The following is a 25,422-nucleotide window of genomic DNA, read 5'->3' on the forward strand; positions in this document are numbered from 1 at the left end:
GGGTCTTATTGTTCCGGTTGGGTTGAACTGATTTTGAGCAGATTGCCGTCGCGGCCGACGATGTAGGCGGTGGCGCCGGCCTCCAGCGCGGCGCCGTCGACGGGCGACGCGTCCCAGGCCGCGCCGCGGTATTGCACGCGGACGTGGCCGGCGGGGGAGGCGTGGAGGATTTGCACCGGCTGGCCCAGATCGGGATCGTCGGCGCGCGGCTGGGCGGCGGCGGACGGATGACGGCGCTTGTAAGCGTAAACCAGCGCCACGCCGATCACGCCGGCAAGGCTGGCGATCACGTATTGGCTGGCCTCGGCCGCGCCCAGCCAAGCGGCAGCGCCGCCGCACAGCATGGCGACGGCGACGACCAGCAGGTAAAAGGTGCCGGAGAAGAACTCGGCGATCAGCGCGATCAGCGCGCTGGCAATCCAGATGGCAGTTAGCGGCAAAACAATGCCCTTGTCAAATTGAAGCGCTCATTTTCATGCCATCGCCGCGGAATGACAAGCGAGCGGGCGTCGACCGTCAAAAAAACAGGCGGACGCCTAGAACCGGTTTACGGTCCCGCTCTTGCTCGCGAGACCCTGAACCGGTTCTCAGACATGATCCTTGTCCGGCAGATAATGAGACAGGCGAGCCTCTTCCTCCTCATCCAGCCAGAATTTGTCCAGCATGAACCAGACCACGGCAAGCAGCGAAGCGAGCACGACAAGCAGGATGATCATGGCTTTGGCTCCTCTAAGGTGAACAAGGCGCATTCCCGTTTTCATTGTAGTGCTTGCCCGGGCGCTTTGCCGGCGCTGGGGTACAATCCACTCCTTCGGACAGTCAGAGGGGCGGAATGTTCCATTTGCAAGCGTCGGCCCAGGCCGAGATCGAAATCAAGAAGAGCCGTTTCATCGGCATCGTGCAGCCGGTGAGCAGCCGGGAAGAGGCGTTGGCGCGGCTGGCGGAGATCCGCGCGCAATGGCCGGACGCGCGCCATTATTGCGCGGTGCTGCTGTGCGGCGCGGATTCCATGCTGGACGACGACGGCGAGCCTTCCGGCACCGCGGCGCGGCCGATGTACAACGTGTTGCGGCACAAGGACGTTTGCGATGTGCTGGCGGTGGTGGTCCGTTATTTCGGCGGAATTAAATTGGGTGCGGGCGGCTTGGTCAGAGCCTACACTCAAGCTGTCAACGCCGCGATGGACGCGGCCAGCCTGACGGCGGTGGTGCCGCGCGGCGATTACGCGGCGACGGTGGATTTCGCCGGCGAGGCGCGGCTGCGCCATTTGTGCCAAGAACTGGGCGTGCCGGTATCGGCGCCCGTTTACGGCGAGCGGGTGAGCTTGACGCTGAGCCTGCCGCTCGCGGAGGCGGAGGCCTTGCTGGCGGCGTTGACGGACGGGATGGCCGGCGCGCTGGAGGTGTCGCCGGCCGACTGAAGCGCCGTACGGCGCGGGCGGGGCCGCGCCGGCCCTTCAAGAGGGAGAGAGGGAACTCATGTCGCAACAGCAATATCGCCTGGTGACGCGCAGCGATTTCGACGGACTGGTGTGCGCGGTGCTGCTCAACGAACTGAATATGATCAACGAGATCAAGTTCGCCCACCCCAAGGATATGCAGGACGGCAAGGTGGAGATCACCGAGAACGACATCACCACCAACCTGCCTTACGTGGCGGCGGCGCATCTGGTCATCGACCACCATCTTTCCGAAACCCTGCGCAATTCCAGCGCGGACAATTACGTGATCGACCCCAAGGCGCCGTCGGCGGCGCGGGTGGTGTACAAGCACTTTGGCGGCAAGCAGGTGTTTCCCAATATCAGCGACGAGATGATGGAGGCGGTGGACAAGGCGGATTCCGCGCAGTACACCTTGCAGGAAGTGCTGCATCCGTCCGGCTGGGTGCTGCTCAACTATCTGATGGACGCGCGCACCGGCCTGGGGCGCTTCAAGGAGTTCCGCATCAGCAATTACCAGCTGATGCTGGACTTGATCCGTTATTGCCGCGACCACAGCATCGATCAAATCCTGGCCTTGCCGGACGTGCAGGAGCGGGTGGAGCTGTACGCCAAGCACGAGGCGCTGGCCAAGGAGCAGATCCGGCGCTGTTCCCGCGTCTACGGCAATCTGGTGGTGCTGAATCTGCTGCATGAGGACGTGATCCATCCCACCAACCGCTTCATGATTTACGCGCTGTTCCCGGACTGCAATATCTCCATCCACCAGCTATGGGGCGTCAATCGGCAGAACACGGTGTTCGCGGTGGGCAAGTCCATCATCAACCGCAGCTCGCGCACCAATGTGGGCGCGCTGATGCTGCAGTACGGCGGCGGCGGCCATGAAGCGGCCGGCACCTGCCAGGTGGGCAACGACCAGGCCGAAGATGTGCGCGACGAGCTGGTCGCGCGCATCCGCGGCCACGGCTGAAAGCCCGTTGACGATGGTGCGCGTTAAGGCGTGGCGAGGCGGCTGAACTCGCCGTGCCGCGCCTCATTACGCGCAGCCGCTCGTATCAGGCCAGCTGTTGCAGCACTTCCAGCGCCTGATGCAGATCCTGGCATACCGCCAGCGCGTGATGGGTCTGGTCCGCCGGCGGCGTGACCAGGTCCGGCACCAGAATCACCCGCATGCCGGCGGCGACGCCGGCGTGCAGGCCGTAGATCGAGTCTTCCAGCACCACGCAGCGCAGCGGATCGACGCCCAGCTTGCGCGCGGCGGCCAGGTAGACGTCCGGCGCCGGCTTGGTGTGGGCGACTTCGTCGCCGGCCACCACGGTGTCGAAATAACGCGATAGCCCGGTGCGGCCCAGTTTGATGTCCGCCAGCTGACGCTGGGTGGACGTGGCCACCGCGCGCGGCAGGTTTTGTCCGCGCGCCCAGTCCAGCAGCGCCTCGATGCCGCGCTTCAGCGGAATCTCCTCATGTTCCAGCATCTGCCAGTAATGCCGGCGGCCCACATTCTGCAGCGCGACGGCGTCGTCCTGGCTGCCCAGCCTTTCACTGAGGAATTCGGTGCAGCGGCGCATGGACAGGCCCACCATGTCCAGCAGCAGCTGATCGCTGAGCGTCATGTCCAGTTCGTCGGCGGCGCGGCGCCAGGACTCCATGGAAATTCTTTCGGTGTCTATCATCAAACCATCCATGTCGAACAGGATGGCGTCATAGTTTTGCGGCATGCGGACTCCTTTTCCGGGCTTCGACCTTAACCCGATCGCCCGGCTGCGGCAAGCGCTTCCCCTCTGGTATAGTGGGCCATCGCAAACGGCAGAGGAGGCGGATGTGCAATCGGTATTGGTGGCCAACCCCAAGGGCGGCAGCGGCAAATCGACCTTGGCGACCAATCTGGCCGGCTATTACGCCGCGCGCGGCAAGCGCGTGATGCTGGGCGATGTGGACCGGCAGCAATCCTCGCTGGGCTGGCTGGCGCAACGCGACGCGGCGCTGCCTTCCATCGCCGGCTGGGAGGTCAAGGCCGGAGAAGCGGCGCGGCCGCCCAAGGGCACGGAGGTAGTGGTGTTGGACAGCGCCGCGGGCCTGCACGGCAAAAAGCTGGCGGCCCTGGTGTCCCGGGTGGAGCGCATCCTGGTGCCCATCCAGCCGTCGCCGTTCGACATGTGGGCGAGCGAGGCTTTTTTCGAACAGCTGCTGGAAGAGAAGGCCATCCGCAAGAACAAGGCCTTCATGGCGGTGGTGGGCATGCGGGTGGACCCGCGCACCCGCTCCGCGCGCGAACTGGAGAAATTCCTGGCGGAGCATCAGGTGCCGGTGCTGACCTGGCTGCGCGACACTCAGCTTTACGTGCAGGCGGCGTCCAGCGGCTTGTCTCTGTTCGACCTGCCGCCGTCGCGCGCGCAGCGCGACCGCGAGGCCTGGCAGCCTCTGCTCAACTGGCTGGGCGAGGAGGACGGCAGCTGGTGCGACAAATGAAATGTTTTGTCTTGATCTGAAATAAAATAGCTTGACGTGAAGAAACCTGCGGCGTAAGGTGTGCCGGTAAGTGCGTGCGAGCCAAACGAGAGCGTCGCAGGGGACACTGTAAACGGGAGCCGTCGGGCTCCCGTTTATGTTTGGGGCCCCTTGTTTTTTGACTCTTTTCCGCTTTGGGAGCACACGCATGATCAAGACAGAACTCAATTACGGCGACGTTTACCTGGTGCCGAAAAAAACCGTGGTGGACAGCCGCAAGGAGTGCGACACCTCGGTGCAATTCGGCCCGCGCCGTTTCGACATGCCGGTTTACGCGTCGAACATGAAGTCGGTGGTCTGCGCCGAAACCAGCGAGCTCTTCGCCGCTCGGAACTGGTTCTACACCATGCACCGCTTCAATGTGGACGCGGTGGCCTTTACCCGCGCCATGCAGGACAAGGGCCTGTTCGCCTCCATCAGCGTCGGCGTCAACGACGACACGCTGGAACAGCTGGCCGCGCTCAAGCAGGCCGGCCTCACTCCTGAATACATGACGCTGGACATCGCCAACGCCTGGTGCGTGAAGGCGGAGCGCATGATCAAGCACATCAAGCAGACCTTCCCCGAGACCTTTCTGATCGGCGGCAACATCGCCACCGGCGAAGCCGCGCGCGATCTGGAAAGCTGGGGCTGCGACGCGATCAAGGCCGGCATCGCCGGCGGCCGCGTCTGCATCACCAAGAACAAGACCGGTTTCCACCGCCCGATGATTTCCACGGTGCAGGACTGCGTGGCCGCGGTGTCCGTGCCGGTGATCGCCGACGGCGGCATCGTCGAGCACGGCGATATCGCCAAGGCGCTGGCCTGCGGCGCCAGCATGGTCATGGCGGGCTCGCTGTTCGCCGGCTACGACGAATCCGCCGGCGAGATCGTCGAGATCAACGGCAAGCACTACAAGGAATACTTCGGCAGCGCCTCTCAGTTCAACAAGGGCGCCTACGTCAACGTGGAAGGCAAGAAGATTCTTGTTGAGTACAAGGGCAGCATCGGCAAGCTGCTGCGCGAACTGCAGGAAGACCTGCAGTCTTCGATCAGCTACGCCGGCGGCAACACCCTGCAGGCCTTGCGCGGGGCGGAACTGATCCAGGTTCGCCGCTGATCCGGGCGGCGCGGCTCAGGCGTGCTGCGCCGCCGGGTGCGGCGCTTCTTCTGCTTGCGGCTGGGCGCGGCATTGCGCCCAGATCGAGCACTCCAGCTGCATTGCCACCTCGTCGCGCTGATTGACGGTGGTCCAGCGCACCTTCACCACGCCGAAGCCGGGCTGGCTGTTGGAGCGGCGCTTGTCCAGCACCTCCACGGTGACGCGCAAGGCGTCGCCGGCGCGGGTGGGCTGGGGCCAACGCATCTTGTCGATCTGCATGCCGATCAAGCCGTTGGCCATCTTGCCCAGCTCGGTCTGGGTCACCAGCCGCATGCTCAGGCTGCTGGTCTGCCAGCCGCTGGCGGCCAGGCCGCCGAACAGGCTGTCCGCCGCGCGCTGCGGATCAGTGTGGAAGTATTGCGGATCATACTGCCGGGCGAAGCCGATCAACTCGTCCTCGCTCAATACATGGGTGGGGCTGTGGAACCGCTGTCCGGCTTTCAAATCTTCAAAATAGAGCATATCGACTTACGTTTGCGTCATCTCGAGCGCGCAGCTTAACGCGGCCGGCGAAACGGGTCAAAATCCCTGGTGCGTTCAGCCCAGCAAGGGGGATATTTTGTCGCAAGATAGACAGTTGGAAGTGTGCGCCGGCTCGCTGGCGTCTTGCCTGGCCGCCGCTCAGGGCGGCGCGGCCCGGGTGGAATTGTGCGCCAGCCTGGAAACCGGCGGGCTCACGCCGTCGCCTGGCATGATTGCGCTGGCGAGGCAGAGGCTGGACATTGGCCTGCATGTGATCGTGCGTCCGCGCGGCGGCGATTTTCTGTATTCGGACGAGGAGTTCGACGTGATGCGCCGCGACGTGCTGGCCTGCCGCGAACTGGGGGCGGACGGCGTGGTGTTGGGCCTGCTGACCGCGGACGGCGAGGTGGACGTGGAACGCAGCCGAGAACTGGTCCAGCTGGCCGGGCCGATGACGACCACCTTCCATCGCGCCTTCGACATGGCGCGGGATCCCGAGCGGGCGCTGGAACAGATCATCGCCAGCGGCTGCCGGCGCTTGCTGAGCTCCGGCCAGGCGCCGGACGCGCTGGCGGGCGCGGCCCTGATCCGCCGGCTGAGCCGCCAGGCGGGCGAGCGGCTAATCCTGATGCCGGGCGGCGGCGTGCGGCCGGACAATCTGGCCGAACTCGCGCGCGCCACCGGCTGCCGCGAATTCCACGCCTCGGCCCGGGTCAAGGTGGCCAGCGCGATGCGCTACCGCCAGACCGGGATCAGCATGGGCGCGGCGGGTCAGGACGAGTACGACAGACGGGAAAGCTGCGCCGAAACCATACGGACCATGACGGATTTGCTGCGCGGCCTGGATTGACGCTTGTCGGACGGCACGCATTTGCAGGATGATGCTGACATTTCCCGGCCGCGGACCATTCAAGAGCCGCGGACCAAAACCTGAACCAAGGCGCGCCGACGCAGGCAGCGCAAGCCGTACGATCAGGAAGCGCAATGCAGGATCAGGGGTTTTGTCAGCGGTTTTAAGGAGCGCAAGATGAGCAAGCCGTCGCATGTGGTCAATATCGACCAAGTGGAAGCCGTGGACTACCGGGAGGGCGAAGGGTGGGGCGGCAGCTATCATCCGCTGACGCCGGCGCTGGACGCCTTGCCCGGCCGGCTGGGCGCCAATCTGACCCGTCTGCCGCCGGGGCATGCGGGCTGCCCCTTTCATTCCCACGCCCGCGAGGACGAGATTTTCTATGTGCTGTCCGGGCGCGGCGTGCTGCGACTGGGCGACAGCCTGCAGGAAATCGGGCCCGGCGACTGCATTTCCTGTCCGGCCGGCACCGGCGTCGCGCATCAAATCGCCAACCCCTTCGATCAGGACCTGGTCTACCTCGGCATCGGCGTCAACGACCCGCACGAGGTCTGCGTCTATCCGGACAGCGGCAAGGTGCTGGTCCGCCATCTGAAGCAGGTGGGGCGGCTGGAAAGCGCGCCGTACTACGACGGCGAGCCGGCGCGCCCCGGCATCTTCGACATGCTGGAGCGGGAACAGGCGCTGGTCCGGAAATAGCCGGCTTGGCATGCGGCCGCGGCATGAGCGATAACGGAACCATCGTTCCTCCATGGATAAGGCAATGAAGAGGCGGGCATTGAGCCGCGCGGCGGCGGTGTTGGCGCTGGCGTGGCCGCTGGGCGCGGCGGCGGAGCCCTTGTCGTTCTGCTATGAGGATCAGGCTTCCTATCCCTGGCTGGACGGCCGCGGCGGCGGGCTGGACATTCAGCTGATCAAGCATGTGCAGAGCGCCTTGAAGCTGGAGCTGTATTTGCATCCGATGCCGTGGCGGCGCTGCATCAATATGCTGCGCCAAGGCAAGATGGACGGCGCTTTCGCCGCCAGCTTCGTGCCGGAGCGTTCGCAATGGGGGCTGTACCCCATGCTGCCGGACGGCGGACCGGACGCCGGCCAACGGCTGCACAGCGCCAGTTATTCCTTGTATCGGCTCAAGGGCACCACGGTGGATTGGGACGGCGCGCGCCTGTCCAGCGGCATGGCGCCGATAGGCATGCAGACCGATTTCTCCATCGGCCTCTTTTTGCGCAAGCAGCAGGTGGAGATAGACGACAGCAACCGCGATCCGCTGGCCATTCTGCAAAAGCTGCGCCTGCGGCGCTTGAGCGGAGCGGCCTTGCAGACGCCGCGCGCGGAGCAGATCCTGCGCGAGCATCCCGAGCTGACGGAGACGATAGAGCGCTGCCGGCTGCCCTTGGAAGAAAAGCCTTATTTCCTGATGTTGTCGCGCCAATTGGCGCACCGCGAACCCAGCCTGCCGGGCAGGATCTGGGCGGAGCTGGAGCGGCAACGCGAGTCGCCGGCCTTTCTCGCCCAGCTGCGGGCGCTGGGCGCGCACCGCGACGCCGGCGGCGCGGCGCACAAATGATGATGGATTGTTCAGCGACTGCTTGCTATCAAAGTTAAAGCTTTTGCTTTATTATTTTCCGCTCCTTGATTTCCTTAGGAATCCCCATGCATAAGAAAACGCTTTTGGCCGCCGGCTGTCTATGGCTGGCCGCCGGTCCGGCCTTGGCGGAGGCCTGGTCCTATCCCGGTTGGCAGGACGGCCGAGACACCCGCGTCAAGGCGCTGGCCCTGCTGCAGACCTTGAACGCCACCTTGCTGAGCAATAGCAGCGCCACCCGCACCTTGCAGCAATGGTGCGCGGATCACCGGATGGCGTCTCCGGCGCAGATTCGCGCCTTGCGCAATCCGGCGGACCACAAGGAAGCCAGCCCGGAAGTGCGCGCCCAGTTGCAGGCGCGGCCGGACGAGCGCATCGCCTACCGCCGGGTGCGGCTGGCTTGCGGCGAGCATGTGTTGTCCGAGGCCGACAACTGGTATTTGCCGTCCAAGCTGAGCGCGGAGATGAACCGCCAACTGGACGGCAGCGACGTACCGTTTGGCCGCGCGGTGGCGGCGCTGAACTTCCGCCGGCAAACCGAGGAAGTCAAATTGCTGTGGTCGCCGTTGCCGGCGGGCTGGGAAATGAAGCCCGCCGCCCAGGGCGTCGCCGCCGGCGGCCTGGATATCGCGCCGGAAGTGTTGCAACACCGCGCCGTGCTCTACCGCGGCAGCGATAACGCGCCGTTCAGCGTGGTGGTGGAAACCTATCAGCGCGAAGTCTTCGCCTTCCCGCTGGCCTATTGAGGCCGCGTCGAACAAGTCTTGCGAGCAGGGCGCTGGCAGCGTCCGCTGCGCAAACAACAGAAGAAGAAAGCAAGCATGATGAAGAAATCACAGAAACTGGGCGGCCTGCTCTTGGCCGGCCTGATCGCCGGCCAGCCGGCGCTGGCGGACCGCCTGGACGATATCCTGCAACGCGGCAGCGTGCGGGTGGGCACCACCGGCGATTACCGTCCGTTCAGCGAGCGGGACGCGGCCAGCGGCGCCTATCGCGGCCTGGACATCGAGATGGCCGAGAGCCTGGCGCGGGCGCTGGGCGTCAAGCTGGAACTGGTGGCCACCAGCTGGCCGACGCTGATGCGCGACCACGAGGCCGGCAAGTTCGACATCGCGATGAGCGGGGTGTCGATCAATCTGGAGCGGCAGAAGCGGGCGCTGTATTCGCAGCCCTATCTGAACGACGGCAAGACACCGATCACCCGCTGCGAAAACGTCCAGCGTTTTCAGACCATCGCCCAGATCAACCAGCCCCGGGTCAAGCTGATCGTCAATCCGGGCGGCACCAATGAAAAGTTCGCGCGCGCCCGCTTGCCGGCGGCCACGCTGACCGTGCATCCGGACAACGTCACCATTTTCCGGCAGATCATAGACGGCAAGGCCGATCTGATGGTGACGGACGCGGTGGAAACCCGTTATCAGCAGAAGCTGCATCCGGAGCTGTGCGCGGTGCACCCGGAGAAGCCGTTCGACTTTTCGCAAAAAGCCTATCTGCTGCCCAACGACTGGCGCTGGAAAGCCTGGGTGGATCAATGGCTGAGCCAGAGCCTGCAAAACGGCGAATTCGCCGGCCTGTCGGCCAAGTGGCTGGGGAAGTGAGTCTGACCTAAGCTTCGCTGCCTCGCAGTTGCTCGATATAGCAATTGAACAGCTCGGCGTGGCTGGCCACGCCGAGCTTCAGATACAGATTGCGGCGGTGAACCTTGACCGTTTCCGGCGAAATGGCCAGCTGTTGGGCGATGGCCTTGCTGGACAGGCCGCACAGCGTCAGCCGCGCCACCTCCGCCTCGCGCTCGGACAGCCTGCCGTGGCCAAAATGACTCAGCGTCTGCGTCAGTTGATCGGCCAGGCGCTGCGATGGCGGCGTGGGCGCGGAGCTCAGCTGCCAGTGACGCCGCATCGCGGACAGCAGCCAGGGCTGCATCACGCGCAGCTTGCCGATGTCGGCCGGTTCGAACGCGCTGGCCTTGCCCAGCGACAGGGTCAACACCTGGTCCGGAGCCAGGCGCAGCAGCAGCTGGACCTCGTCCACGCCCACCTCGCCGCTCATATAACGCTGAAAATACTCGCTTTGGCGGAAGTGGTCCGGCGCGATGTCGGGCAAGTGGTGGAGGCCGTCGGGAAAAGGCCGCTGCGCGTATTGATAGAAGGGGTCCAGCAGATACAGGCCCTGGCAGTAAAGCGCCATCGGCGACGGCGCGGCCAAGTGCTGAAAATCGCATTCCTCCAGAATCTGCGGCGGCGCGTTCGCGTGGAAGCAGGCGGCCAGCGCATTGTCCAGCGGCACGCTGCCGCGCAACAGCAAGACCAGCTGACGCCAAAACCCGGGCAGACCGATGTGCGCCATCAGCTGCGCCAGATGATGGTGCAGCGGCAGTTCCTTCAACAAAGCTTCCATCCGGCAATCCCCGCTCGGGGTAACCCATCACGGTGATTGGGCGCCCTCCCGCGTCAAAATACACTGTCTCCCGCAAGTCTGACTACAAGACCATAGCGACAAGAGGAGAACACTATGAGCCAAGCCGCAAGCCGCCCCGGATTGCGCCGTTCATTGAGCGTGACGGACGTCGTGTTGATAACCGTGTCCGGCGTGACGCCGGCCAGTTCCATTTTCGTGATCGCGCCGTTTGCGCTGCAAGGCGCCGGCAGCGGGGCCTTTCTGGCCTTCGCGCTGGCGGCGGCGCTGGCCGTCGCGTTCGCGCTGTGCTACGCCGAGCTGGGCGCGGCCCACCCCAACGCCGGCGGCGAGTACGTGATCATCGAGCGGGTGTTCGGCCGCGCGCTCAGCCTGCAAATGTATCTGCTGATTCTATGCCTGCTGCTGTTCATTCCGGCGGTGCTGGCCACCGGGGCCGCGCCCTATCTGAATTCCGCGCTGGGCACCCGGCTGGACGGCGCCGAAGTGGCGCTGACCATGATCGTGCTGTGTTTCGGCATCGCGGTGCTGGACATCAAGCTGAACGCCTGGCTGACCGGCTCCTTCCTGCTGCTGGAGCTGGCCGCGCTGGCCTTGATCGCCTGGCTGGGCTTCAGCGAAGCGCAGCAGCCGGCGACGGTGCTGTGGCAGCCGGTGAAGGCGGCGGCGGACGGCGGCCTCGCCGCGGTGCCTGCCGCGGCGATCATCGCCATGGTGGGGACGGCGGTGTTCGCCTACAACGGCTTCGGCGGGGCGGTGTACTTTGCCGAGGACATGCGCGAAAGCGGCCGGCCGGTGGCGAAGGCGGTGCTGGCGGCGCTGTCCATCGTGGTGCTGGTGGAACTGATACCGGTGACCGCCCTGATCCTGGGCGCGCCCTCGCTGGCGGAAATGAGCCGGCAGGCCGATCCGATCAACTACGTGCTCAGTCATTTGAGCAGCCCGGGGCTGGCGCGGGTGATCAGCGGCGGCATCTTTCTATCGGTGTTCAACGCCATCATCGCCATCGTGGTGCAAAGCGGCCGCTTCTTGTACTCCAGCGGCCGGGACGGCTTGTGGCCGGCGCCGGCGAGCCGGGCGCTGCAACGCATCCATCCGCGCTTCGGCACGCCCTGGGTGGCCACGCTGGCGCTGGCCGTCCCGTCCGCCTTGCTGACCTTTCATTCCAGCCTGGGCGATCTGGCGTCCTTCACCGTGATCATCCTGATGCTGAACTATCTATTGCTAGCGCTGGCGGCCCTGCGCAGCCGCCTGGGCCGGCATCCGCACCCTTACCGCATGCCCGGCTGGCCGTGGCCGCCCTTGTTGGCGGCGGCGGGCAGCCTCTCCCTATTATGGGCGGTGCTGCGAGACGCGCCCGCGCGGGACTGGTGGATTATCGGCGGCATCGCGCTGACCGGGCTTTTGCTGGCGGGCCGTAAGCAGCCCGCCGCCGTATTGATCGTTGAAGAACAGAAAGAGAGGTGAGTATGTTGAAACGAGCCAGAGCATTGGGCATTCGCATCGGCCAGGGCGAACCCGGCCCCCTGAACGCGATTACGGACGTGCCCGGCGTGAGGGTGGGGCACGCGGCCGCCTGGGCGGATTTCGACGACGGCCGCCGCGCGCGCACCGGGGTCACGGTGATCGAACCGCGGCCGGGTCTGGCGCGGCGCATGCCGTGCTTTGCCGGCGTGCATGTGTTGAACGGCAACGGCGACGCCAGCGGCCTGGAGTGGCTGCGCGAGGCCGGCGTGCTGAGCACGCCGATCGCGCTGACCAATACCCATAGCGTGGGCGTGGTGCGGGACGCCTTGATCGCCGGCGAGCGCGAGGCGGTGGCCGGCGAGCCGCAGCTGTATTGGACCATGCCGGTGGTGCTGGAAACCTTCGACGGCCTGCTCAACGACATCAACGGCTTCCACGTGAAGGCGGAACACGCGCGCGCCGCGCAAGCGGCGGCCAGCGGCGGCCTGCCGGCCGAGGGCAGCGTGGGCGGCGGCAGCGGCATGATCTGCCATGAGTTCAAGGGCGGCATCGGCACCGCTTCGCGACGGCTGCCGGCGGAGGCGGGCGGCTGGACGGTGGGGGCGCTGGTGCAGGCCAATCACGGCAAGCGCGGCTCCTTGCTGGTGGAGGGCTACCCGGTGGGCCGCCATCTGAGCTGCGCGGAGATTCCCTCGCCGTTTGACGCTGGACGGCTGCCGCAGCCGGGCATGGGCTCCATCGTGGCGGTGCTGGCCACCGACGCGCCCTTGCTGCCGGATCAATGCCGGCGGCTGGCGCAGCGCGCCGGCATCGGCATCGCCCGCACCGGCGGCGGCACCGAGGATTCCAGCGGCGACATCTTCGTGGCCTTCGCCACCGGCAACCAAGGCCTGCCGATGACCGATTACGCCGGCAAGGGCGCTTTGACCTGCGCGGTGGAAATGGTGAACGCGGACCATCTCTCGCCCTTGTTCGAGGCGGCGGCGGAAGCGGTGGAAGAAGCCATCGTCAACGCCTTGCTGGCGGCGGGCGATCTGAGCGGCCACCACGGCCACGCGGCGCATGGCCTCAAGGCCGAGCGCTTGCTGGCCGCTTTGCGGGAAAGCGGCTGGCGTCCGCGCTGACCGGCGCGTCGGCGCGCGGCCCCGGTGTTTTGTTTGCGTCATGAAATGCTATTATCATGGCATGGGGCCGCATCGGCGGCGGACACACAGCAGGAGGCGGAGATGAAGACACCGGACAGCCCGGCCGACGAACCGCAGCGCTTGGCGACCCTGCGCGCGCTGGGCGTGCTGGACACGGCGGCGGAGGAACGTTTCGACCGCCTGACCCGCATGGCCAAGCGTTTGTTTCGGGTGCCCATCGCCCTGGTCAGCCTGGTGGACGAGAACCGTCAGTGGTTCAAGTCCTGCGTCGGGCTGTCGGCGGCGGAAACCGGACGCGATATTTCTTTTTGCGGCCACGCCATACTGGGCGACGACATCTTCTACATCCCGGACGCGCTGGCGGACGAGCGCTTCGCCGACAACCCGCTGGTGACGGACGCGCCGTATATTCGCTTCTACGCCGGCTGCCCGCTGCACGCGGCCAACGGCGCCAAGGTGGGCACCCTGTGCGTGATCGACGTCCAGCCGCGCGAGTTCGATCACGACGACGCGCAGGCGCTGCACGATCTCGCGCGCATGGTGGAGGCGGAGCTGATCGCCTTCCAGGCCGCCACCACCGATGAGCTGACCGGTCTCTCCAACCGGCGCGGCTTCCGGCTGCTGGCGCAGTACAGCCTCAATTTCTGCGCGCGGCAAAACCTGCCGGTCAGTCTGGCCTTCATGGACCTGGACAAGTTCAAGGCGATCAACGACAGCTTCGGCCACGCCGCCGGGGACCATGCGCTGGCGGCTTTCGCCGAACAGATGCGCGCCTCCTTCCGCTCCGCGGACCTGCTGGCGCGGCTGGGCGGGGACGAGTTCGTGGTCTTGCTGTCCGATGTCGAGCATGAGCGGGCGCAGGCGGCGATGGCCAAATTCGCGCGTCACCTGGAGGCTTACAACGCCGGCGCCGGCCAGCCTTATCGGCTGGCGTTTTCCGACGGCATCGTGGAGCTGGACGCGGAGCGCCACTTCTCCATCGAGGCGCTGCTGGCGGAGGGCGACGAGCTGATGTATTCGATCAAGGCCGCCAAACGCTAGCCGCGGGCGGCTTCCCGGAGCGGCGCGCCCGCTTGTCCACGTGATTTTTACAGCGGAACTTTCACTTTTCATACCCCTCTAGTCTGAAAACAAACTGCGCAGCATCCTGTGCGCCTAAATAAAAAATCCACACTAGGGAGGCGGCCGCCATGGTCCATGATGTGTCCTTGATTTCCACCATTGCGGCGGGCCTCGGCCTGTCTCTGATTCTGGGCCTGCTCTGCGAGCGGATGCGCATCCCGGCCCTGGTCGGCTATCTGCTGGCCGGCATCGTCATCGGCCCGGCCACGCCGGGCTTCGTCGCCGATATGAAGATCGCCGCGCAGCTGTCCGAAATCGGCGTGATGCTGCTGATGTTCGGCGTCGGCTTGCACTTTTCGATGAAGGACCTGCTGTCGGTCCGGCGCATCGCCGTGCCGGGCGCCATCGTGCAAATGAGCGCCGCCACCGGGCTGGCGCTGTTCATCGCCTGGTGCTGGGGCTGGAGCTGGTCCAGCGGCCTGATCTTCGGCCTGTCGCTGTCCTGCGCCAGCACCGTGGTGCTGCTCAAGGCGCTGGAAGTGCGCGGCATCCTGGATACCATCAACGGCCGCATCGCCGTGGGCTGGCTGGTGGTGGAGGACCTGGCCTGCGTGCTGGTGCTGGTGCTGATGCCGCCGATGGCGGCGTTGTTGAGCGGCGCGCCCGTAGCCGCCAACGCCGCGCCGTTGTGGCAGACCATCATGCTGACCTTGCTGCAAGTGGCCGCCTTCATCGCCCTGATGCTGATCGCCGGCCGGCGCGCCTTGCCGTGGCTGCTGTGGCGGGTGGCCAAGACCGGATCGCGCGAGCTGTTCACGCTGGCCGTGACGGCGGCGGCCATCGGCATCGCCTTCGGCGCCGCCCATCTGTTCAACGTCTCCTTCGCGCTGGGCGCTTTCTTCGCCGGCATGATGATGCGGGAGTCCGAATTCAGCCACCGCGCCGCCCGCGAATCGCTGCCGCTGCGCGACGCCTTCTCCGTATTGTTCTTCGTGTCCGTGGGCATGCTGTTCGATCCGGCGATTCTGCTGGAACAGCCGCTGATGGTGCTGAGCGCGGTAGCCGTCATCATGCTGGGCAAAACCCTGGCGGCGCTGGCCCTGGTCATTCTGTACCGCTATCCCCTGAGCACGGCGCTGACCATTGCCGCCAGCCTGGCGCAGATCGGGGAATTCTCCTTCATCCTGGCCGGGCTGGGCGTGTCCTTGGGCCTGCTGTCGGCGCAGGGCATGAGCCTGGTGCTGGCCAGCGCCCTGATCTCCATTGGCCTCAACCCGCTGTTGTTCGCCTTGCTGGAGCCCTTGCGCGGCTGGCTGCTGGCGCGCTCGGAATGGGCGCGCAGCCTGGAGCGCCGGGCGGACCCCTACGCCGAGCTGCCGATGAGCACCGAACGCAAATATCTGGAAGGCCAGGTGGTGCTGGTGGGCTACGGCCGCATCGGCCGCGGCGTGGCGGCGGAGCTGGAGCGCAATCGGGTGCCCTTTGTGGTGGTGGACCATAATCGCGAGCTGGTGGAAACGCTGCGCAATCAGGGCCGGGCGGCGGTGACCGGCGACGCCGCCGAGGCGGCCGTGTTGATCCAGGCGCATATCGTCAACGCCTCGGTGTTGGCGGTGACCACGGCGGACGCGCTCAATCTGCGACAGATGGTGGAGGTGGCGCGCACCTTGAACCCGGAGTTGCGCATCGCGCTGCGCGCGCGCAACGGGGAGGAAGCCGAACTATTGCGCGGAGAAGGGCTGGGCGCGGTGTTCCTGGCCGATGAGGAGCTGGCCGGCAGCATCGGCCGCCATGTGCTGCACTGCTTCACCGCGGAGTCGCCGCGGGCGGCGCACTGAGCCCCGCGGATTCATCCCGCTCCAGCCAGGCTTTGGCCGCGGCCAGGTCGCGCGCCACCCAGTCGGCGTCGGCCTCGAATTGCGCGTCGTCGACGCCTGCTTGGCGAAACAGGGTCAATAGCAGCTCGCAACCCTCGTCGCGCGCCAGCAGGCGCAAGGGGACGTAGACCTCCGCCTGACCGGGCGGCGACACCCAGTGATCCAGCACGCCGTAGTCGTTGGCCGGCGAAAAGCGCAAGGGCATCACGCCTTGCGGCGTGTCCGCCAGCCAGCCGTCGCCGTCGCGGCGCAAGGCCCCGGCCAGGCCGGACGCCCAGCGCGGGAAGTTTTCCGGCGGCGCCAGCAAGGCGTAGGCGCGGGCGAAAGGGCAGGCAATACTGATGCTGAGATGGCGCGGCGGCGTGGACATGGGATTCTCCAATACGGCGATGCTACTTGAGTGTAGACGACAGCGGACCATGTGCCGTTGACATGCTTCGCGCCAACGGGCTATGGTCATTCCCGGTGCTCAAAACACCATACAAACAGCGGCTACCGCACCCGTAAGATTCGCGGTTTTTTTGCGTCCATGGTTTTGGCAAACTCCCACTTGTGGGACAATGCGCGTCCATGGCCGGGTGTGCGGCTAATACAATACCCGCAAGGGGAATACGCCCGCCGTCTGTTTGCGGTTTTGAGCACCCGGCCGCCCTCTCAAAAGGGGCGAAACCCTCAAAAGGTCCAAACAGGAGGCCGCCATGGCCAAGATCGACACCCTCCGCGAGGCGCGTCGCGCCCTCAGGCATATTCGTGCCGCCCAATCCCATTTCAAACAATTGCCCGAGGCGCTGCGCCGGGAGATGTCCCGTCAACCGCCGCGTCAAACGCCGTTCATCGTAGAACTGTCCCCGGAGGTTTTGTGGAGCCTGCTGGAGGCGAGGTATGGCGTGGAATGCGCGTATGAGCGACTACGCCTGCTGCTGGCTGCGGCGCAGACAGAAACCGTCAAATAGATTGCCGCCGGTGAGAGGGCGGGAATGAGAAAAGCCCGGACGATGCGTCCGGGCTTTTGATATGGGCGGAGGCGGTGAAGAAATAAATTTCAGGTTCAAATTTTTGAAATTCATTCATTTTGTCGGTTGTGGTTTTTTTGTAGATGGATGATGTTGGGGGTGAGGGGGTATGGTGTGAATTTGGATGCTATGTAAGTGGATTTTCTTTTTGGATACTGCTTTCTATGTGGTGAAAAAAATATGTCCATGGTATTGTTTGTTGATGGGTGTAAGTAAGTGGGGGCGACGTGGCATTGATTAGTCAAGAGTCAATAATGAATGCTCTGGATTGGGCATATGAGAAGTCGGTGAATGGGTTTTCCGGTTTGGATTCTGCTGTTGAGCTGGCTGAGAGCTATATGAGGGAGACTGAAAAAACCGCTTACGAACAGGCAAATTCCTTGATTCGTTGGCAAAGTACTAAGGCGGCTACTTCAGGTTTCGTTACTGGTTTGGGTGGCCTGCTTACTTTGCCGGTAGCAATTCCTGCCAATATTGCCAGTGTCATCTATGTGCAAGTGAGAATGATTGTCGCTATTGCTCATATTGGGGGGTATGACGTAAGAAATGATAAGGTAAGAGCCTTGGTCTACTTATGTTTAGTTGCCAATAGTGCCAAAGACGTTTTGAAGGACGTTGGGGTGGTGGCAGGGAGAAGGTTGGTATTAAATTCTATCAAATCAATCTCTGGAAAAACTTTATTTGAAATTAATAAACGAGTAGGTTTTAAGCTTTTTACAAAATTCGGAGAGAAAGGAGTCGTCAATTTAGGGAAGGCAGTTCCTCTGCTGGGTGGGGTTGTTGGTGGAGCATTTGATGCTTACGTTACCAATGCAGTTGGAAATGTTGCAAGAGATACCTTTGTTCTAAAGAGATAGTGGTGGTTGTTTTAAAGTTTATTGAGCAATGAAAACTTTAGCAGGCCAACAGAGGGAGAAGTGAAAATGATTGAGTCAATAGTTTATGCTGTTCATTATATATCTATAATTGTTGGGGTGGTTTGTTTTGGATTGTGGTTTGAGAAGAAATCGAATAAGGTGCTGTTTTGGATAATGTTGGTCGCTTTTGCTATCTTCCTTATTTCATTTCGCTAAATAAAGAGGTAAGGAGTTAGCCTTCGGAAGGTGCAGTCAAGTAGACTATCCTAGTGGCGAGAATGAGAAAAGCCCAGACGATATGTCTGGGCTTTTGATATTGGCGGAAGCGGTGAGATTCGAACTCACGGTGGGCTCGCACCCACGACGGTTTTCAAGACCGTTGCATTAAACCACTCTGCCACGCTTCCCGATTCGGTAAGAGGGCGCAATTTTAGCGGGTCTTAGGCGCTTTGCCTAGAGGGCCGGCGCATTTGACGCCAGCATTTCTGCCGCGTGCTCGCGCGTGGTCTGGGTCAGCTCCACGCCGCCCAGCATGCGGGCGATTTCCAGCACCCGTTGTTCGCTGTTCAGCGGCTCGATGCGGCTCTTGACCCGGCCCTTGTGCTCGCTCTTGCTGACTTGCCAGTGATGGCTGCCGCAGGAGGCCACTTGGGGCAGGTGGGTGATGCACAGCACCTGGTAGCGCTGGCCCAGCTGGCGCAGCATGTGGCCGATGACTTCGGCGACGCGGCCGCCGATGCCGACGTCCACTTCGTCGAAGATCAGCGTGGGCACGCTGGCCACCTGGCTGATCACTACTTGCATGGCCAGGCTGATGCGGGACAGTTCGCCGCCGGAGGCCACTTTGGCCAGCGGGCGCAGGCTGGTGCCGGCGTTGGCGGCCACCAGGTATTCGATGGACTCCAGGCCGTGGGCGCCGGGTTCGGACAGGGCGGCCAGTTCGATGGCGAAGCGCGCGCCGCTCATCGCCAGGTGCTGCATTTCCGCGCCGATGCGGGCGGACAGCTCGCTGGCGGCCTGGCGGCGCTTGCCGGACAGCGCCTCGGCCTGCGCACGGTAGCGCGCCAGCGCGGAGGCTTCGGCCAGCGCCAGCGCTTCGATGTCGGCGGAGGCTTCCAGCGCTTGCAGCTGTTGCTGCCAGTCGTCCAGTTTTTCCTGCAGGTCTTGCGGCTGCACCCGGTATTTGCGCGCGGTGCTCATCAGCGCTTCCAGCCGGCCTTCCACTTCGGCCAGCTGGCCGGGGTTTTCGTCGATGTCGCTGGCGTAGTCGCGCAGGCTGTAGACCACTTCGCGCAACTCAGCGTCCACGGAGTCGAGCAGCGACAGGGTGTCCGCCAGTCGCGGGTCCAGATTGGCCAGCTTGCTGAGCCGGGTTTGCACCTGGGACAGCATGGTCAGGCAGCTATTGTCCATCTCGGACAGGGTGTCCACCGCCAGCTGGGCGCTTTGCGCCAGTTCGGCGGCGTTGGCCAGCCGGGAGTGGCTCTGGTTCAGCGCGCTCCATTCGTCCGGCTGCAGCTTGAGCTCGCTCAGTTCGTTGATCTGCCAGTTCAGCCGTTCGCGCTCGACTTCGGATTCGCGCGACAGCCGTTCGGCGTCGGCGCGGGCGCGGCGGGCGGTCTGCCAGTCTTGCCAGGCCTTGTTCACGTCGCGGGCCAGCGCGACGGAGCCGGCGTAGGCGTCCAGCAGCTGGCGCTGGGCGTCCGCCTTCATCAGCGATTGGTGGGCGTGTTGGCCGTGGATGTCGACCAGGAATTCGCCCAGCTGCTTGAGCTGGCTGAGGGTGGCGGCCTGGCCGTTGACGAAGCTGCGCGAGCGGCCGGATTTGTCCAGCAGCCGGCGCAGCAGGAGCACGTCGTCGTCGCCGTTGAGGCCGTTTTCGTCCAGCCAGGCGTCGATTTCAGGGCGGCCGTGGGTGTCGAATTCGGCGGTGATCTCGGCGCGCTCCGCGCCTTCGCGCACTTGCGCGCCTTCGGCGCGGTCGCCCAGCAGCAGGCTCAGGGCGTCCAGCAGAATGGATTTGCCGGCGCCGGTTTCGCCGGTGAGCACGGTGAAGCCGGCTTGGAAGTCCAGCGAGATGCTGTCGACGATGACGAAGTCTTTAACGGTCAGCGATAGGAGCATGGGGTGTTCGCGTCAGGTGTCAGAGCAGGCGCTCGCCCCAGTGGAGCTTGTGGCGCAGCATGTCGTAGTAGTTGTAACCCACCGGGTGCAGGATGCGCAGCGGGTTGCGGTAGCGGCGGATCAGCACGCGGTCCATTTCCATCAGGTCGCAATGGGATTGGCCGTCGAAGTGCACGCGCGCGTCCAGGCCGCGGGTGAGCATGAATTCCACTTCGCAGGAGTCGTTGACCGCGATCGGGCGGTTGCTCAGCGATTGCGGGCAGATGGGCACCAGGGCGATGGCCTGCAGCGTGGGGTGCAGGATGGGGCCGCCGGAGGCCAGCGAGTAGGCGGTGGAGCCGGTGGGGGTGGAGACGATCAGGCCGTCCGAACGTTGGCTGTAGACGAACTGGTTATCGATGAAGACTTCGAACTCTATCATCGAGCCCATCGCGCCGCGGCTGAACACCACGTCGTTGAAGGCCAGCGCGTTGGCCACTTCGGCGTCTTCGCGTATCACCGCGGCCTGCAGCAGGATGCGGTCTTCCGGCACGAAATCGCCGCGCAGGATGGCGTCCACGGAGTCCAGCATCTCGTGCAGCGGGATGTCGGTCATGAAGCCCAGCCGGCCCTGGTTGATGCCGATCAGCGGCACGCGGTAGGGGGCCAGCAGCCGGGCGATGGACAGCATGGTGCCGTCGCCGCCCAGCACGATGACGATGTCGGCCAGTTTGCCCATGTCGTTGCGGTCTATCAGCGCGTGCGGGCCGGCTTCCTGCTGGGTGGCGCTGTCCTTGTCGATCAGCACGGTGGCGCCGGAGGCGGACAGGTGGTCGGCCAGCTGGCGCAGGGATTCAACGATGGCGGGCTTGCTGTGCCGCGCCACCAGGCAGACGTGTTTGAACAGTCGTTCCATGGCGTTGTTTCAGTAAGGGGTGGGCGTATCGTTCAAAAAACTGTCGTCGTTGGGTTTCTTGCCGGTGGCTTCCAGCGCTTTCAGGTAGAAGCGCACCAGGTCCGCCAGAGAGTCTACACCGAGTTTGTTGAACAGGTTGGCCCTATGTACTTCTATGGTGCGCGGGGACAGGTCCAGCACCCGGGCGATTTCCTTGCTGGACATGCCGTCCGCCACCAGTTCCAGCACTTCGCGCTCGCGGCCGCTGATGCGGGCGAGCAGGCCCATCACTTCCTGGGTTTCCTCTTCCTTGCGGTGTTGCAGAATGCTCAGCCGTATGCCTTTGCGCAGGCTTTCTATCAGCCGCGCCTGGTCTATGGGCTTGGTCAGAAAGTCGATGGCGCCGGTCTGGAAGGCGCGGCGGCATTGTTCGATGTCGCCGTGGCCGGTGATGAAGACGATGGGCAGGGTCACGTTTTTGTCGATCAGCTGTTCTTGCAGCGCCAGGCCGGTGATTTGCGGCATGCGGATGTCCAGCACCAGGCAGGCGATGTCGTTGCCGCCGTAGTGGGCGAGAAACTCCATCGCGTTGGGAAAGGTGACGGTGCGCATGCCTTGCGCGGCGATCAGCATGGCCAGCGAGTCCAGCACGGCTGGGTCGTCGTCGACGATGTAGACGGTTGGCGTGGTGTTTTGCATTGTGTTTTTGACTCCTGCCGGTTACCCCGTTGACGGCGGCGCGTCCCGTTGCGGCAGTTCAATGATGAATTCCGCGCCGCCGGTTGATTTATTGCGCGCGCTCAGCTTGCCGCCGAACGCTTCTATGGCGGTCTGGCAGATGGCCAGGCCCAATCCCATGCCGCTGGCCTTGGTGCTGAAGAAGGGCGCGAAGATGCGGTCCAGCAATTCCGGCGCGATGCCGGCGCCGTTGTCGCCTATGCTCAGCCGGATCCAGCGGCCGTTCAGGCTGGTGGCGATGCTGAGCCGCCCCCAGGGGGCGACGGTTTCCATGGCGTCCAGCGCGTTGCGCATCAGGTTCAGCACCACTTGTTCCAGTTGTATGTTGTCAGCGTAGACCAATGGCAGGTCGTGGCAAATATTCTGCTCAATATGAATATCGTGGGTTTTCAGTTCGTATTCCAGCAGGTTGAGCGCATTGCCCACCACCTGGTTCAGGTCTATGGGGTTGAATTGCTGGGTTTTCTTGATCACGAACTCGCGCAGGCGCTGGATGATCTGGCCGGCGCGGCTGGCCTGGGTGACGGAGGAGTCCAGCGCGCGGCGCAGCATGGCCATGTCCGGTTCTTCGTCTTCCAGCAGGCTGAGCCCGGCCTGGCAGTAACTCATGATGGCGGACAGCGGCTGGTTGATCTCGTGGGCGATGCCGGAGGCCATTTCGCCCATGGTGTTGATGCGGGCGACGCGGGCCAGCTCCATTTCGTGCTGGCGCAGCCGGGTTTCGCTGGCTTCCAGCGCCGCCAGCATGCGGCGGCGGATGGGGGCGGTGTCGCGGAAGGTCAGCACCGCGCCCATCAGCCGGCCGTCGCGGCCGGGCAGCGGGGACACTGAGCCTTCGATCAGCAGTTTTTCGCCGTCGCTGCGTATCAGGTAGCAGTTTTGCGCCAGCAGCACGGTTTCGCGGCGCTGGATGGCCTTGTGCACCGGGTCTTCTTCCACCTGGCGCGCAAATTCGTAGTTGAGCCTCACCACTTGGTGCAGCTTGCGTTGCGCGGCGTCGAGCGCCTTCAGGCCGAGCAGGGTTTCCGCCGCCGGGTTGAGGTAGCGGATGCTCAGGTCGATGTCGATGCTGATCACCGCGTCGCTGATGCCGCTGAGCGCCACCATCGCGTATTCGCGCTCGCGGTGCAGCCGGTCTTGCGCCTGTTCCTGCGCCTGGCGGTTTTGCGCCAGCAGCGCCAGGATGATCAGCAGCAGGTAGGCCGGCACCATGGAGAAGAGGGCGCTGAGCAAGAGCTCCAGCGGCGCGGTGCGGTCGAAGCTGAGCTGGCGGCGCACCGTCAGCTCGTAGGGCAGATAGGGGGTGTCCAGGCTTTTGCGGATTTCCAGCGCCGGCAGCAGCCATTGCGCCAGCCAGCCGGGCCGGTCCTGCTGTTGGTGGCGGTAGATCAGCGGGTCGTAGCCGCTGGGCGCGCTGTCCTTGCGTTGCAGCGCCACGCTGTAGCGCGTCGCCATATTGGGGGTCAGGCTGACCAGTCTGTCCAGGGACAGCACCTGCACCACCATGCCGGCGGTCTGTTCGCTGCGCACCAGCGGCACCGGGGACGGCGCTTCGGTGTTGTAGACGGCGGAGAAGAAGGCCAGGCCCTGTTTGCCGTTGTTGAGGCGCAGCACCGGGGACACCGCTTCGCCCTGGCCCATCGCGCGGTGGACGGTGGGCGCCAGCACGCTGTCGGCCAGCAGGTCCAGGCCCATTTCGCGCCAATCGTCCGAGGCGAGGCCGGGTTCGGCCATGCTCAGCGGCAGGTAGCGCGGCCGTTTGGCCGCCAACCGCCAGGCTTGCTGCTGGTCCCAGGCGTTGTCCTGCTGGTGCTGGTAGTCGCGGATGCGATAGGGCTGGCCTTGCAGCTGGCTGCGCATGCGCTCGAATTCGCGGCGGTAGGCGTGGCTGACCAGCGGCTGGTAGCCGATGAAGTAGAGCTGCGGCTGTTCGCGTGCCAGCGATTCCACCAAGAGGCGGATGCGTTGTTCGCGCAGGCTGTTTTCCTGATCGACGATGTCGACCACGCTTTGTTGCAGCATCTCGCTTTCCTGCAGCCGGGTTTGCAGGCTGGAGAGAATCAGGCCGTGCACCTGCTGGTGCTCCTGATGCTGCTGGTTGAGGTCCAGCGCCACCGATTGGCCCAGCAAGAGGGCGAAGGTGAGCAGCCACAACACGGCGCAGGCCAGGCGTCCGCGCGGGGAGGCGGTGCGCAACAGGTCCAGGTGACGGGTGAGGGCGGTGCGGAATGCAGTGATGATGCTGTGCTTGTCTGCCATGGGGAGATTGGGTTCGTCCGGCGCGCAGCCAATCTGGGCATCGCCGCTACTGAGCCGGATTATAGCGGCGATGCCCGGGGCACGCGAACCAAGCCGGGAGCTGGGCTCGCCCCTGGCAGGGTGTGGCTTATTTCTTCAAGTAAACAGAAAAATATTGCTGAAACTTGGCCAATTTTGGCGCAACCACCATTTGACAATAGGGTTCGTGGCCATGTTGATCAAAGTATTGCTGGTGATAGTCTTCGGCCGGATAAAAGGGCGCGGCGGCCTCCAGCCGGGTGACGATGGGGGCCGGGTAATCGCCGGCCCGCTCCGCCATCATGCGCTCCGCCGCCTGGCGTTGTTCCTCGTCGTGATAGAACAGCACCGACGCGTATTGCGGGCCGACGTCGTTGCCCTGGCGGTTGAGGGTGGTGGGGTCGTGCAGGGCGAAGAAGGCGCGCAGCAGGGTGTCGTAGTCTATCTGGGCGGGATCGTAACGAATTTGCACGGCTTCCACGTGACCGCTGCGGCCGGCGCAGACTTCCTTGTAACTGGGGTGGGCGCCGGGGCCGCCGGTATAGCCGGATACGGCGCTGTGGACGCCGGCCAGGCGGTTGTAGGCGCTTTCTATGCACCAGAAGCAGCCGCCGGCGAAGGTTGCGGTTTTCATGTCGGACTCCATTGACGGGGTGGGTGTGTATGAGTCGCGCCGGGGCGGGCGATCTGTCCCTCGGCGCCGAAGATTTGCCAGGCCAGGCGCACGGTTTCGGTCTGGATCGCCACGGTGTCTTCTATGGGCACCGCGTAGCCGCCGCCCATGACCACGGCGACGGCGGCCTTGGACTGGCGACAGGCTTCCAGCACCATGCGGTCGCGCGCGGCCAGGCCGTCCCGGCTCAGCGCCAGCTTGCCCAGGTGGTCGCCGGCGTAGGGATCGGCGCCGGCCAGGTAGAAGACCAGGTCCGGATCGGCGGCGAACAGGCGCGGCAGGTGTTCGGCCAGGGCGGCGAGATAGGTCTGGTCGCCGGTTCCGTCCGGCAGTTCGATGTCCAGATCGCCGGCTTCGCGGCGGAAGGGGAAATTGCCGGCGCCGTGCATGGAGAAGGTGAAGATGCGCGCGTCGCCGCGGGTGATGGCGGCGGTGCCGTCGCCCTGGTGTACGTCCAGGTCCAGCACCAGCGCGCGGCGGGCTAGGCCCTCGTCCAGCATCAGCCGCGCGGCCACGGCGATATCGTTGAACACGCAAAACCCGCTGCCCATCGCGCGGCCGGCGTGGTGGGTGCCGCCGGCCAGGTTGACGCCGCAGCCGCGCGTCAGCGCCCAGCGGGCGGCGGCGATGGTGGCACCCACCGAGCGGCGGCTGCGTTCCAGCAGTTGCGGGCTCCAGGGCAGGCCGATCTCGCGCTGCTCGGCGGCGCTGAGCGCGCCGTTGAACACCTTGTCCAGGTAGGCGTCGTCGTGGGCCAGCGCCAGCTCGTAGCGGCTGGCCGCCGGCGCGGCGTCCATCGCCTCGGCGGCGAAGCCGGCCACCGCCTGCGCCAGCAAGGCGTACTTCTGCGCCGGGAAACGGTGTCCGGGCGGCAGCGGCAGCGGGAACTGATCGGTGCGGAAAATGCGCATCGCGG

27 protein-coding genes and 1 tRNA gene are annotated in these 25,422 nt (G+C 64.6%); 15 read left to right on the forward strand and 13 right to left on the reverse strand.

Annotated features, from left to right (window positions below; all coding sequences use genetic code 11):
* Positions 1 to 5: 5 nt before the first annotated feature.
* Positions 6 to 440 carry an NfeD family protein gene (locus AB1Z25_RS09400; protein WP_107799291.1) on the reverse strand — a complete coding sequence of 145 codons (435 nt, stop codon included), beginning with the start codon at positions 438 to 440 and terminating at the stop codon, positions 6 to 8.
* A 147-nt stretch (positions 441 to 587) separates the two neighbouring features.
* Positions 588 to 716 (reverse strand): hypothetical protein, encoded by a 129-nt coding sequence (locus tag AB1Z25_RS09405; RefSeq protein WP_255411645.1) that lies wholly within the window; start codon positions 714 to 716, stop codon positions 588 to 590.
* Between the two features lie 116 nt (positions 717 to 832).
* Between AB1Z25_RS09405 and AB1Z25_RS09410 the strand changes: the two genes are divergently transcribed.
* Both AB1Z25_RS09410 and AB1Z25_RS09415 read left to right on the forward strand, forming a co-directional pair.
* Positions 833 to 1,420 carry an IMPACT family protein gene (locus tag AB1Z25_RS09410; RefSeq protein ID WP_227108130.1) on the forward strand — a complete coding sequence of 196 codons (588 nt, stop codon included), beginning with the start codon at positions 833 to 835 and terminating at the stop codon, positions 1,418 to 1,420.
* 58 nt (positions 1,421 to 1,478) lie between these two features.
* Positions 1,479 to 2,408, forward strand: coding sequence for a DHH family phosphoesterase (locus tag AB1Z25_RS09415; RefSeq protein WP_107799289.1), 930 nt, complete (start codon positions 1,479 to 1,481; stop codon positions 2,406 to 2,408).
* Between the two features lie 85 nt (positions 2,409 to 2,493).
* Here AB1Z25_RS09415 and AB1Z25_RS09420 read toward each other — a convergent pair whose 3' ends face one another.
* The gene (locus tag AB1Z25_RS09420; protein WP_107799288.1) at positions 2,494 to 3,156 is read right to left on the reverse strand and encodes an HAD family hydrolase; all 663 of its coding nucleotides are present in this window, start codon (positions 3,154 to 3,156) and stop codon (positions 2,494 to 2,496) included.
* A 103-nt stretch (positions 3,157 to 3,259) separates the two neighbouring features.
* Here AB1Z25_RS09420 and AB1Z25_RS09425 point away from each other — a divergent pair, with 103 nt between their 5' ends.
* Complete coding sequence (locus AB1Z25_RS09425) at positions 3,260 to 3,907, forward strand: ParA family protein (RefSeq protein ID WP_227108134.1); 648 nt, start codon at positions 3,260 to 3,262, stop codon at positions 3,905 to 3,907.
* A 187-nt stretch (positions 3,908 to 4,094) separates the two neighbouring features.
* Positions 4,095 to 5,045, forward strand: a complete 951-nt coding sequence (locus AB1Z25_RS09430; protein WP_227108136.1) for a GMP reductase — start codon at positions 4,095 to 4,097, stop codon at positions 5,043 to 5,045.
* 15 nt (positions 5,046 to 5,060) lie between these two features.
* Here AB1Z25_RS09430 and AB1Z25_RS09435 read toward each other — a convergent pair whose 3' ends face one another.
* The gene (locus AB1Z25_RS09435; protein WP_486637101.1) at positions 5,061 to 5,549 is read right to left on the reverse strand and encodes a MaoC family dehydratase; all 489 of its coding nucleotides are present in this window, start codon (positions 5,547 to 5,549) and stop codon (positions 5,061 to 5,063) included.
* Positions 5,550 to 5,646: 97 nt separating this feature from the next.
* Here AB1Z25_RS09435 and AB1Z25_RS09440 point away from each other — a divergent pair, with 97 nt between their 5' ends.
* The 5 genes from AB1Z25_RS09440 to AB1Z25_RS09460 all read left to right on the forward strand — a co-directional run bounded on the left by AB1Z25_RS09440 (position 5,647) and on the right by AB1Z25_RS09460 (position 9,582).
* The gene (locus AB1Z25_RS09440; protein ID WP_253314656.1) at positions 5,647 to 6,399 is read left to right on the forward strand and encodes a copper homeostasis protein CutC; all 753 of its coding nucleotides are present in this window, start codon (positions 5,647 to 5,649) and stop codon (positions 6,397 to 6,399) included.
* A 177-nt stretch (positions 6,400 to 6,576) separates the two neighbouring features.
* On the forward strand, positions 6,577 to 7,098 hold the full coding sequence (locus AB1Z25_RS09445) for a cupin domain-containing protein (protein ID WP_253314655.1): 522 nt from the start codon (positions 6,577 to 6,579) through the stop codon (positions 7,096 to 7,098).
* 64 nt (positions 7,099 to 7,162) lie between these two features.
* Complete coding sequence (locus AB1Z25_RS09450) at positions 7,163 to 7,966, forward strand: type 2 periplasmic-binding domain-containing protein (RefSeq protein WP_227108141.1); 804 nt, start codon at positions 7,163 to 7,165, stop codon at positions 7,964 to 7,966.
* 86 nt (positions 7,967 to 8,052) lie between these two features.
* Positions 8,053 to 8,730, forward strand: a complete 678-nt coding sequence (locus tag AB1Z25_RS09455; protein WP_486637102.1) for a hypothetical protein — start codon at positions 8,053 to 8,055, stop codon at positions 8,728 to 8,730.
* A 75-nt stretch (positions 8,731 to 8,805) separates the two neighbouring features.
* Positions 8,806 to 9,582, forward strand: coding sequence for a transporter substrate-binding domain-containing protein (locus AB1Z25_RS09460; protein WP_486637103.1), 777 nt, complete (start codon positions 8,806 to 8,808; stop codon positions 9,580 to 9,582).
* A gap of 7 nt (positions 9,583 to 9,589) precedes the next feature.
* Here the strand turns inward: AB1Z25_RS09460 and AB1Z25_RS09465 are convergent, their stop codons facing one another.
* The gene (locus AB1Z25_RS09465; protein WP_107799279.1) at positions 9,590 to 10,381 is read right to left on the reverse strand and encodes a helix-turn-helix transcriptional regulator; all 792 of its coding nucleotides are present in this window, start codon (positions 10,379 to 10,381) and stop codon (positions 9,590 to 9,592) included.
* A gap of 114 nt (positions 10,382 to 10,495) precedes the next feature.
* Between AB1Z25_RS09465 and AB1Z25_RS09470 the strand changes: the two genes are divergently transcribed.
* The 4 genes from AB1Z25_RS09470 (at position 10,496) to AB1Z25_RS09485 (ending at position 15,911) form a co-directional block, all read left to right on the forward strand.
* The gene (locus AB1Z25_RS09470) at positions 10,496 to 11,866 is read left to right on the forward strand and encodes an APC family permease (protein WP_107799278.1); all 1,371 of its coding nucleotides are present in this window, start codon (positions 10,496 to 10,498) and stop codon (positions 11,864 to 11,866) included.
* A 2-nt stretch (positions 11,867 to 11,868) separates the two neighbouring features.
* Positions 11,869 to 12,990 (forward strand): DmpA family aminopeptidase, encoded by a 1,122-nt coding sequence (locus AB1Z25_RS09475; protein ID WP_107799277.1) that lies wholly within the window; start codon positions 11,869 to 11,871, stop codon positions 12,988 to 12,990.
* 102 nt (positions 12,991 to 13,092) lie between these two features.
* The gene (locus tag AB1Z25_RS09480; RefSeq protein WP_107799276.1) at positions 13,093 to 14,052 is read left to right on the forward strand and encodes a GGDEF domain-containing protein; all 960 of its coding nucleotides are present in this window, start codon (positions 13,093 to 13,095) and stop codon (positions 14,050 to 14,052) included.
* Positions 14,053 to 14,201: 149 nt separating this feature from the next.
* Complete coding sequence (locus AB1Z25_RS09485) at positions 14,202 to 15,911, forward strand: cation:proton antiporter domain-containing protein (RefSeq protein ID WP_486637104.1); 1,710 nt, start codon at positions 14,202 to 14,204, stop codon at positions 15,909 to 15,911.
* On the opposite strand, the gene AB1Z25_RS09490 is transcribed toward AB1Z25_RS09485, so the two are convergent.
* Entirely contained in the window at positions 15,880 to 16,320 is a 441-nt protein-coding gene (locus AB1Z25_RS09490) for a hypothetical protein (RefSeq protein WP_486637105.1), read from the reverse strand. The genes AB1Z25_RS09485 and AB1Z25_RS09490 overlap by 32 nt on opposite strands.
* Positions 16,321 to 16,648: 328 nt before the next feature.
* Between AB1Z25_RS09490 and AB1Z25_RS09495 the strand changes: the two genes are divergently transcribed.
* Positions 16,649 to 16,903 carry a hypothetical protein gene (locus tag AB1Z25_RS09495; RefSeq protein WP_227108147.1) on the forward strand — a complete coding sequence of 85 codons (255 nt, stop codon included), beginning with the start codon at positions 16,649 to 16,651 and terminating at the stop codon, positions 16,901 to 16,903.
* Positions 16,904 to 17,217: 314 nt separating this feature from the next.
* Complete coding sequence (locus tag AB1Z25_RS09500) at positions 17,218 to 17,820, forward strand: EcsC family protein (protein ID WP_486637106.1); 603 nt, start codon at positions 17,218 to 17,220, stop codon at positions 17,818 to 17,820.
* 317 nt (positions 17,821 to 18,137) lie between these two features.
* On the opposite strand, the gene AB1Z25_RS09505 is transcribed toward AB1Z25_RS09500, so the two are convergent.
* The 7 genes from AB1Z25_RS09505 to AB1Z25_RS09535 form a co-directional block, all read right to left on the reverse strand.
* Positions 18,138 to 18,227, reverse strand: a tRNA-Ser gene (locus AB1Z25_RS09505).
* Positions 18,228 to 18,273: 46 nt separating this feature from the next.
* A complete protein-coding gene (recN, locus tag AB1Z25_RS09510) occupies positions 18,274 to 19,944 on the reverse strand; it encodes a DNA repair protein RecN (RefSeq protein WP_486637107.1) in 1,671 nt (556 codons plus the stop codon).
* A gap of 19 nt (positions 19,945 to 19,963) precedes the next feature.
* Positions 19,964 to 20,839 carry an NAD kinase gene (locus tag AB1Z25_RS09515; protein ID WP_107799251.1) on the reverse strand — a complete coding sequence of 292 codons (876 nt, stop codon included), beginning with the start codon at positions 20,837 to 20,839 and terminating at the stop codon, positions 19,964 to 19,966.
* Positions 20,840 to 20,848: 9 nt separating this feature from the next.
* Positions 20,849 to 21,517: a response regulator transcription factor gene (locus AB1Z25_RS09520; RefSeq protein WP_019103053.1), complete on the reverse strand. Its 669-nt coding sequence runs from the start codon at positions 21,515 to 21,517 to the stop codon at positions 20,849 to 20,851.
* Positions 21,518 to 21,538: 21 nt separating this feature from the next.
* Positions 21,539 to 23,815, reverse strand: coding sequence for an ATP-binding protein (locus AB1Z25_RS09525; RefSeq protein ID WP_227108154.1), 2,277 nt, complete (start codon positions 23,813 to 23,815; stop codon positions 21,539 to 21,541).
* 127 nt (positions 23,816 to 23,942) lie between these two features.
* On the reverse strand, positions 23,943 to 24,467 hold the full coding sequence (msrA, locus tag AB1Z25_RS09530) for a peptide-methionine (S)-S-oxide reductase MsrA (protein ID WP_107799249.1): 525 nt from the start codon (positions 24,465 to 24,467) through the stop codon (positions 23,943 to 23,945).
* Positions 24,464 to 25,417 carry a histone deacetylase family protein gene (locus tag AB1Z25_RS09535; RefSeq protein ID WP_486637108.1) on the reverse strand — a complete coding sequence of 318 codons (954 nt, stop codon included), beginning with the start codon at positions 25,415 to 25,417 and terminating at the stop codon, positions 24,464 to 24,466. Before AB1Z25_RS09535 ends, msrA begins: the two co-directional genes overlap by 4 nt.
* Between the last annotated feature and the right edge of the window lie 5 nt (positions 25,418 to 25,422).

The sequence above is a fragment of the Chromobacterium sp. HL1 genome (assembly GCF_057418835.1).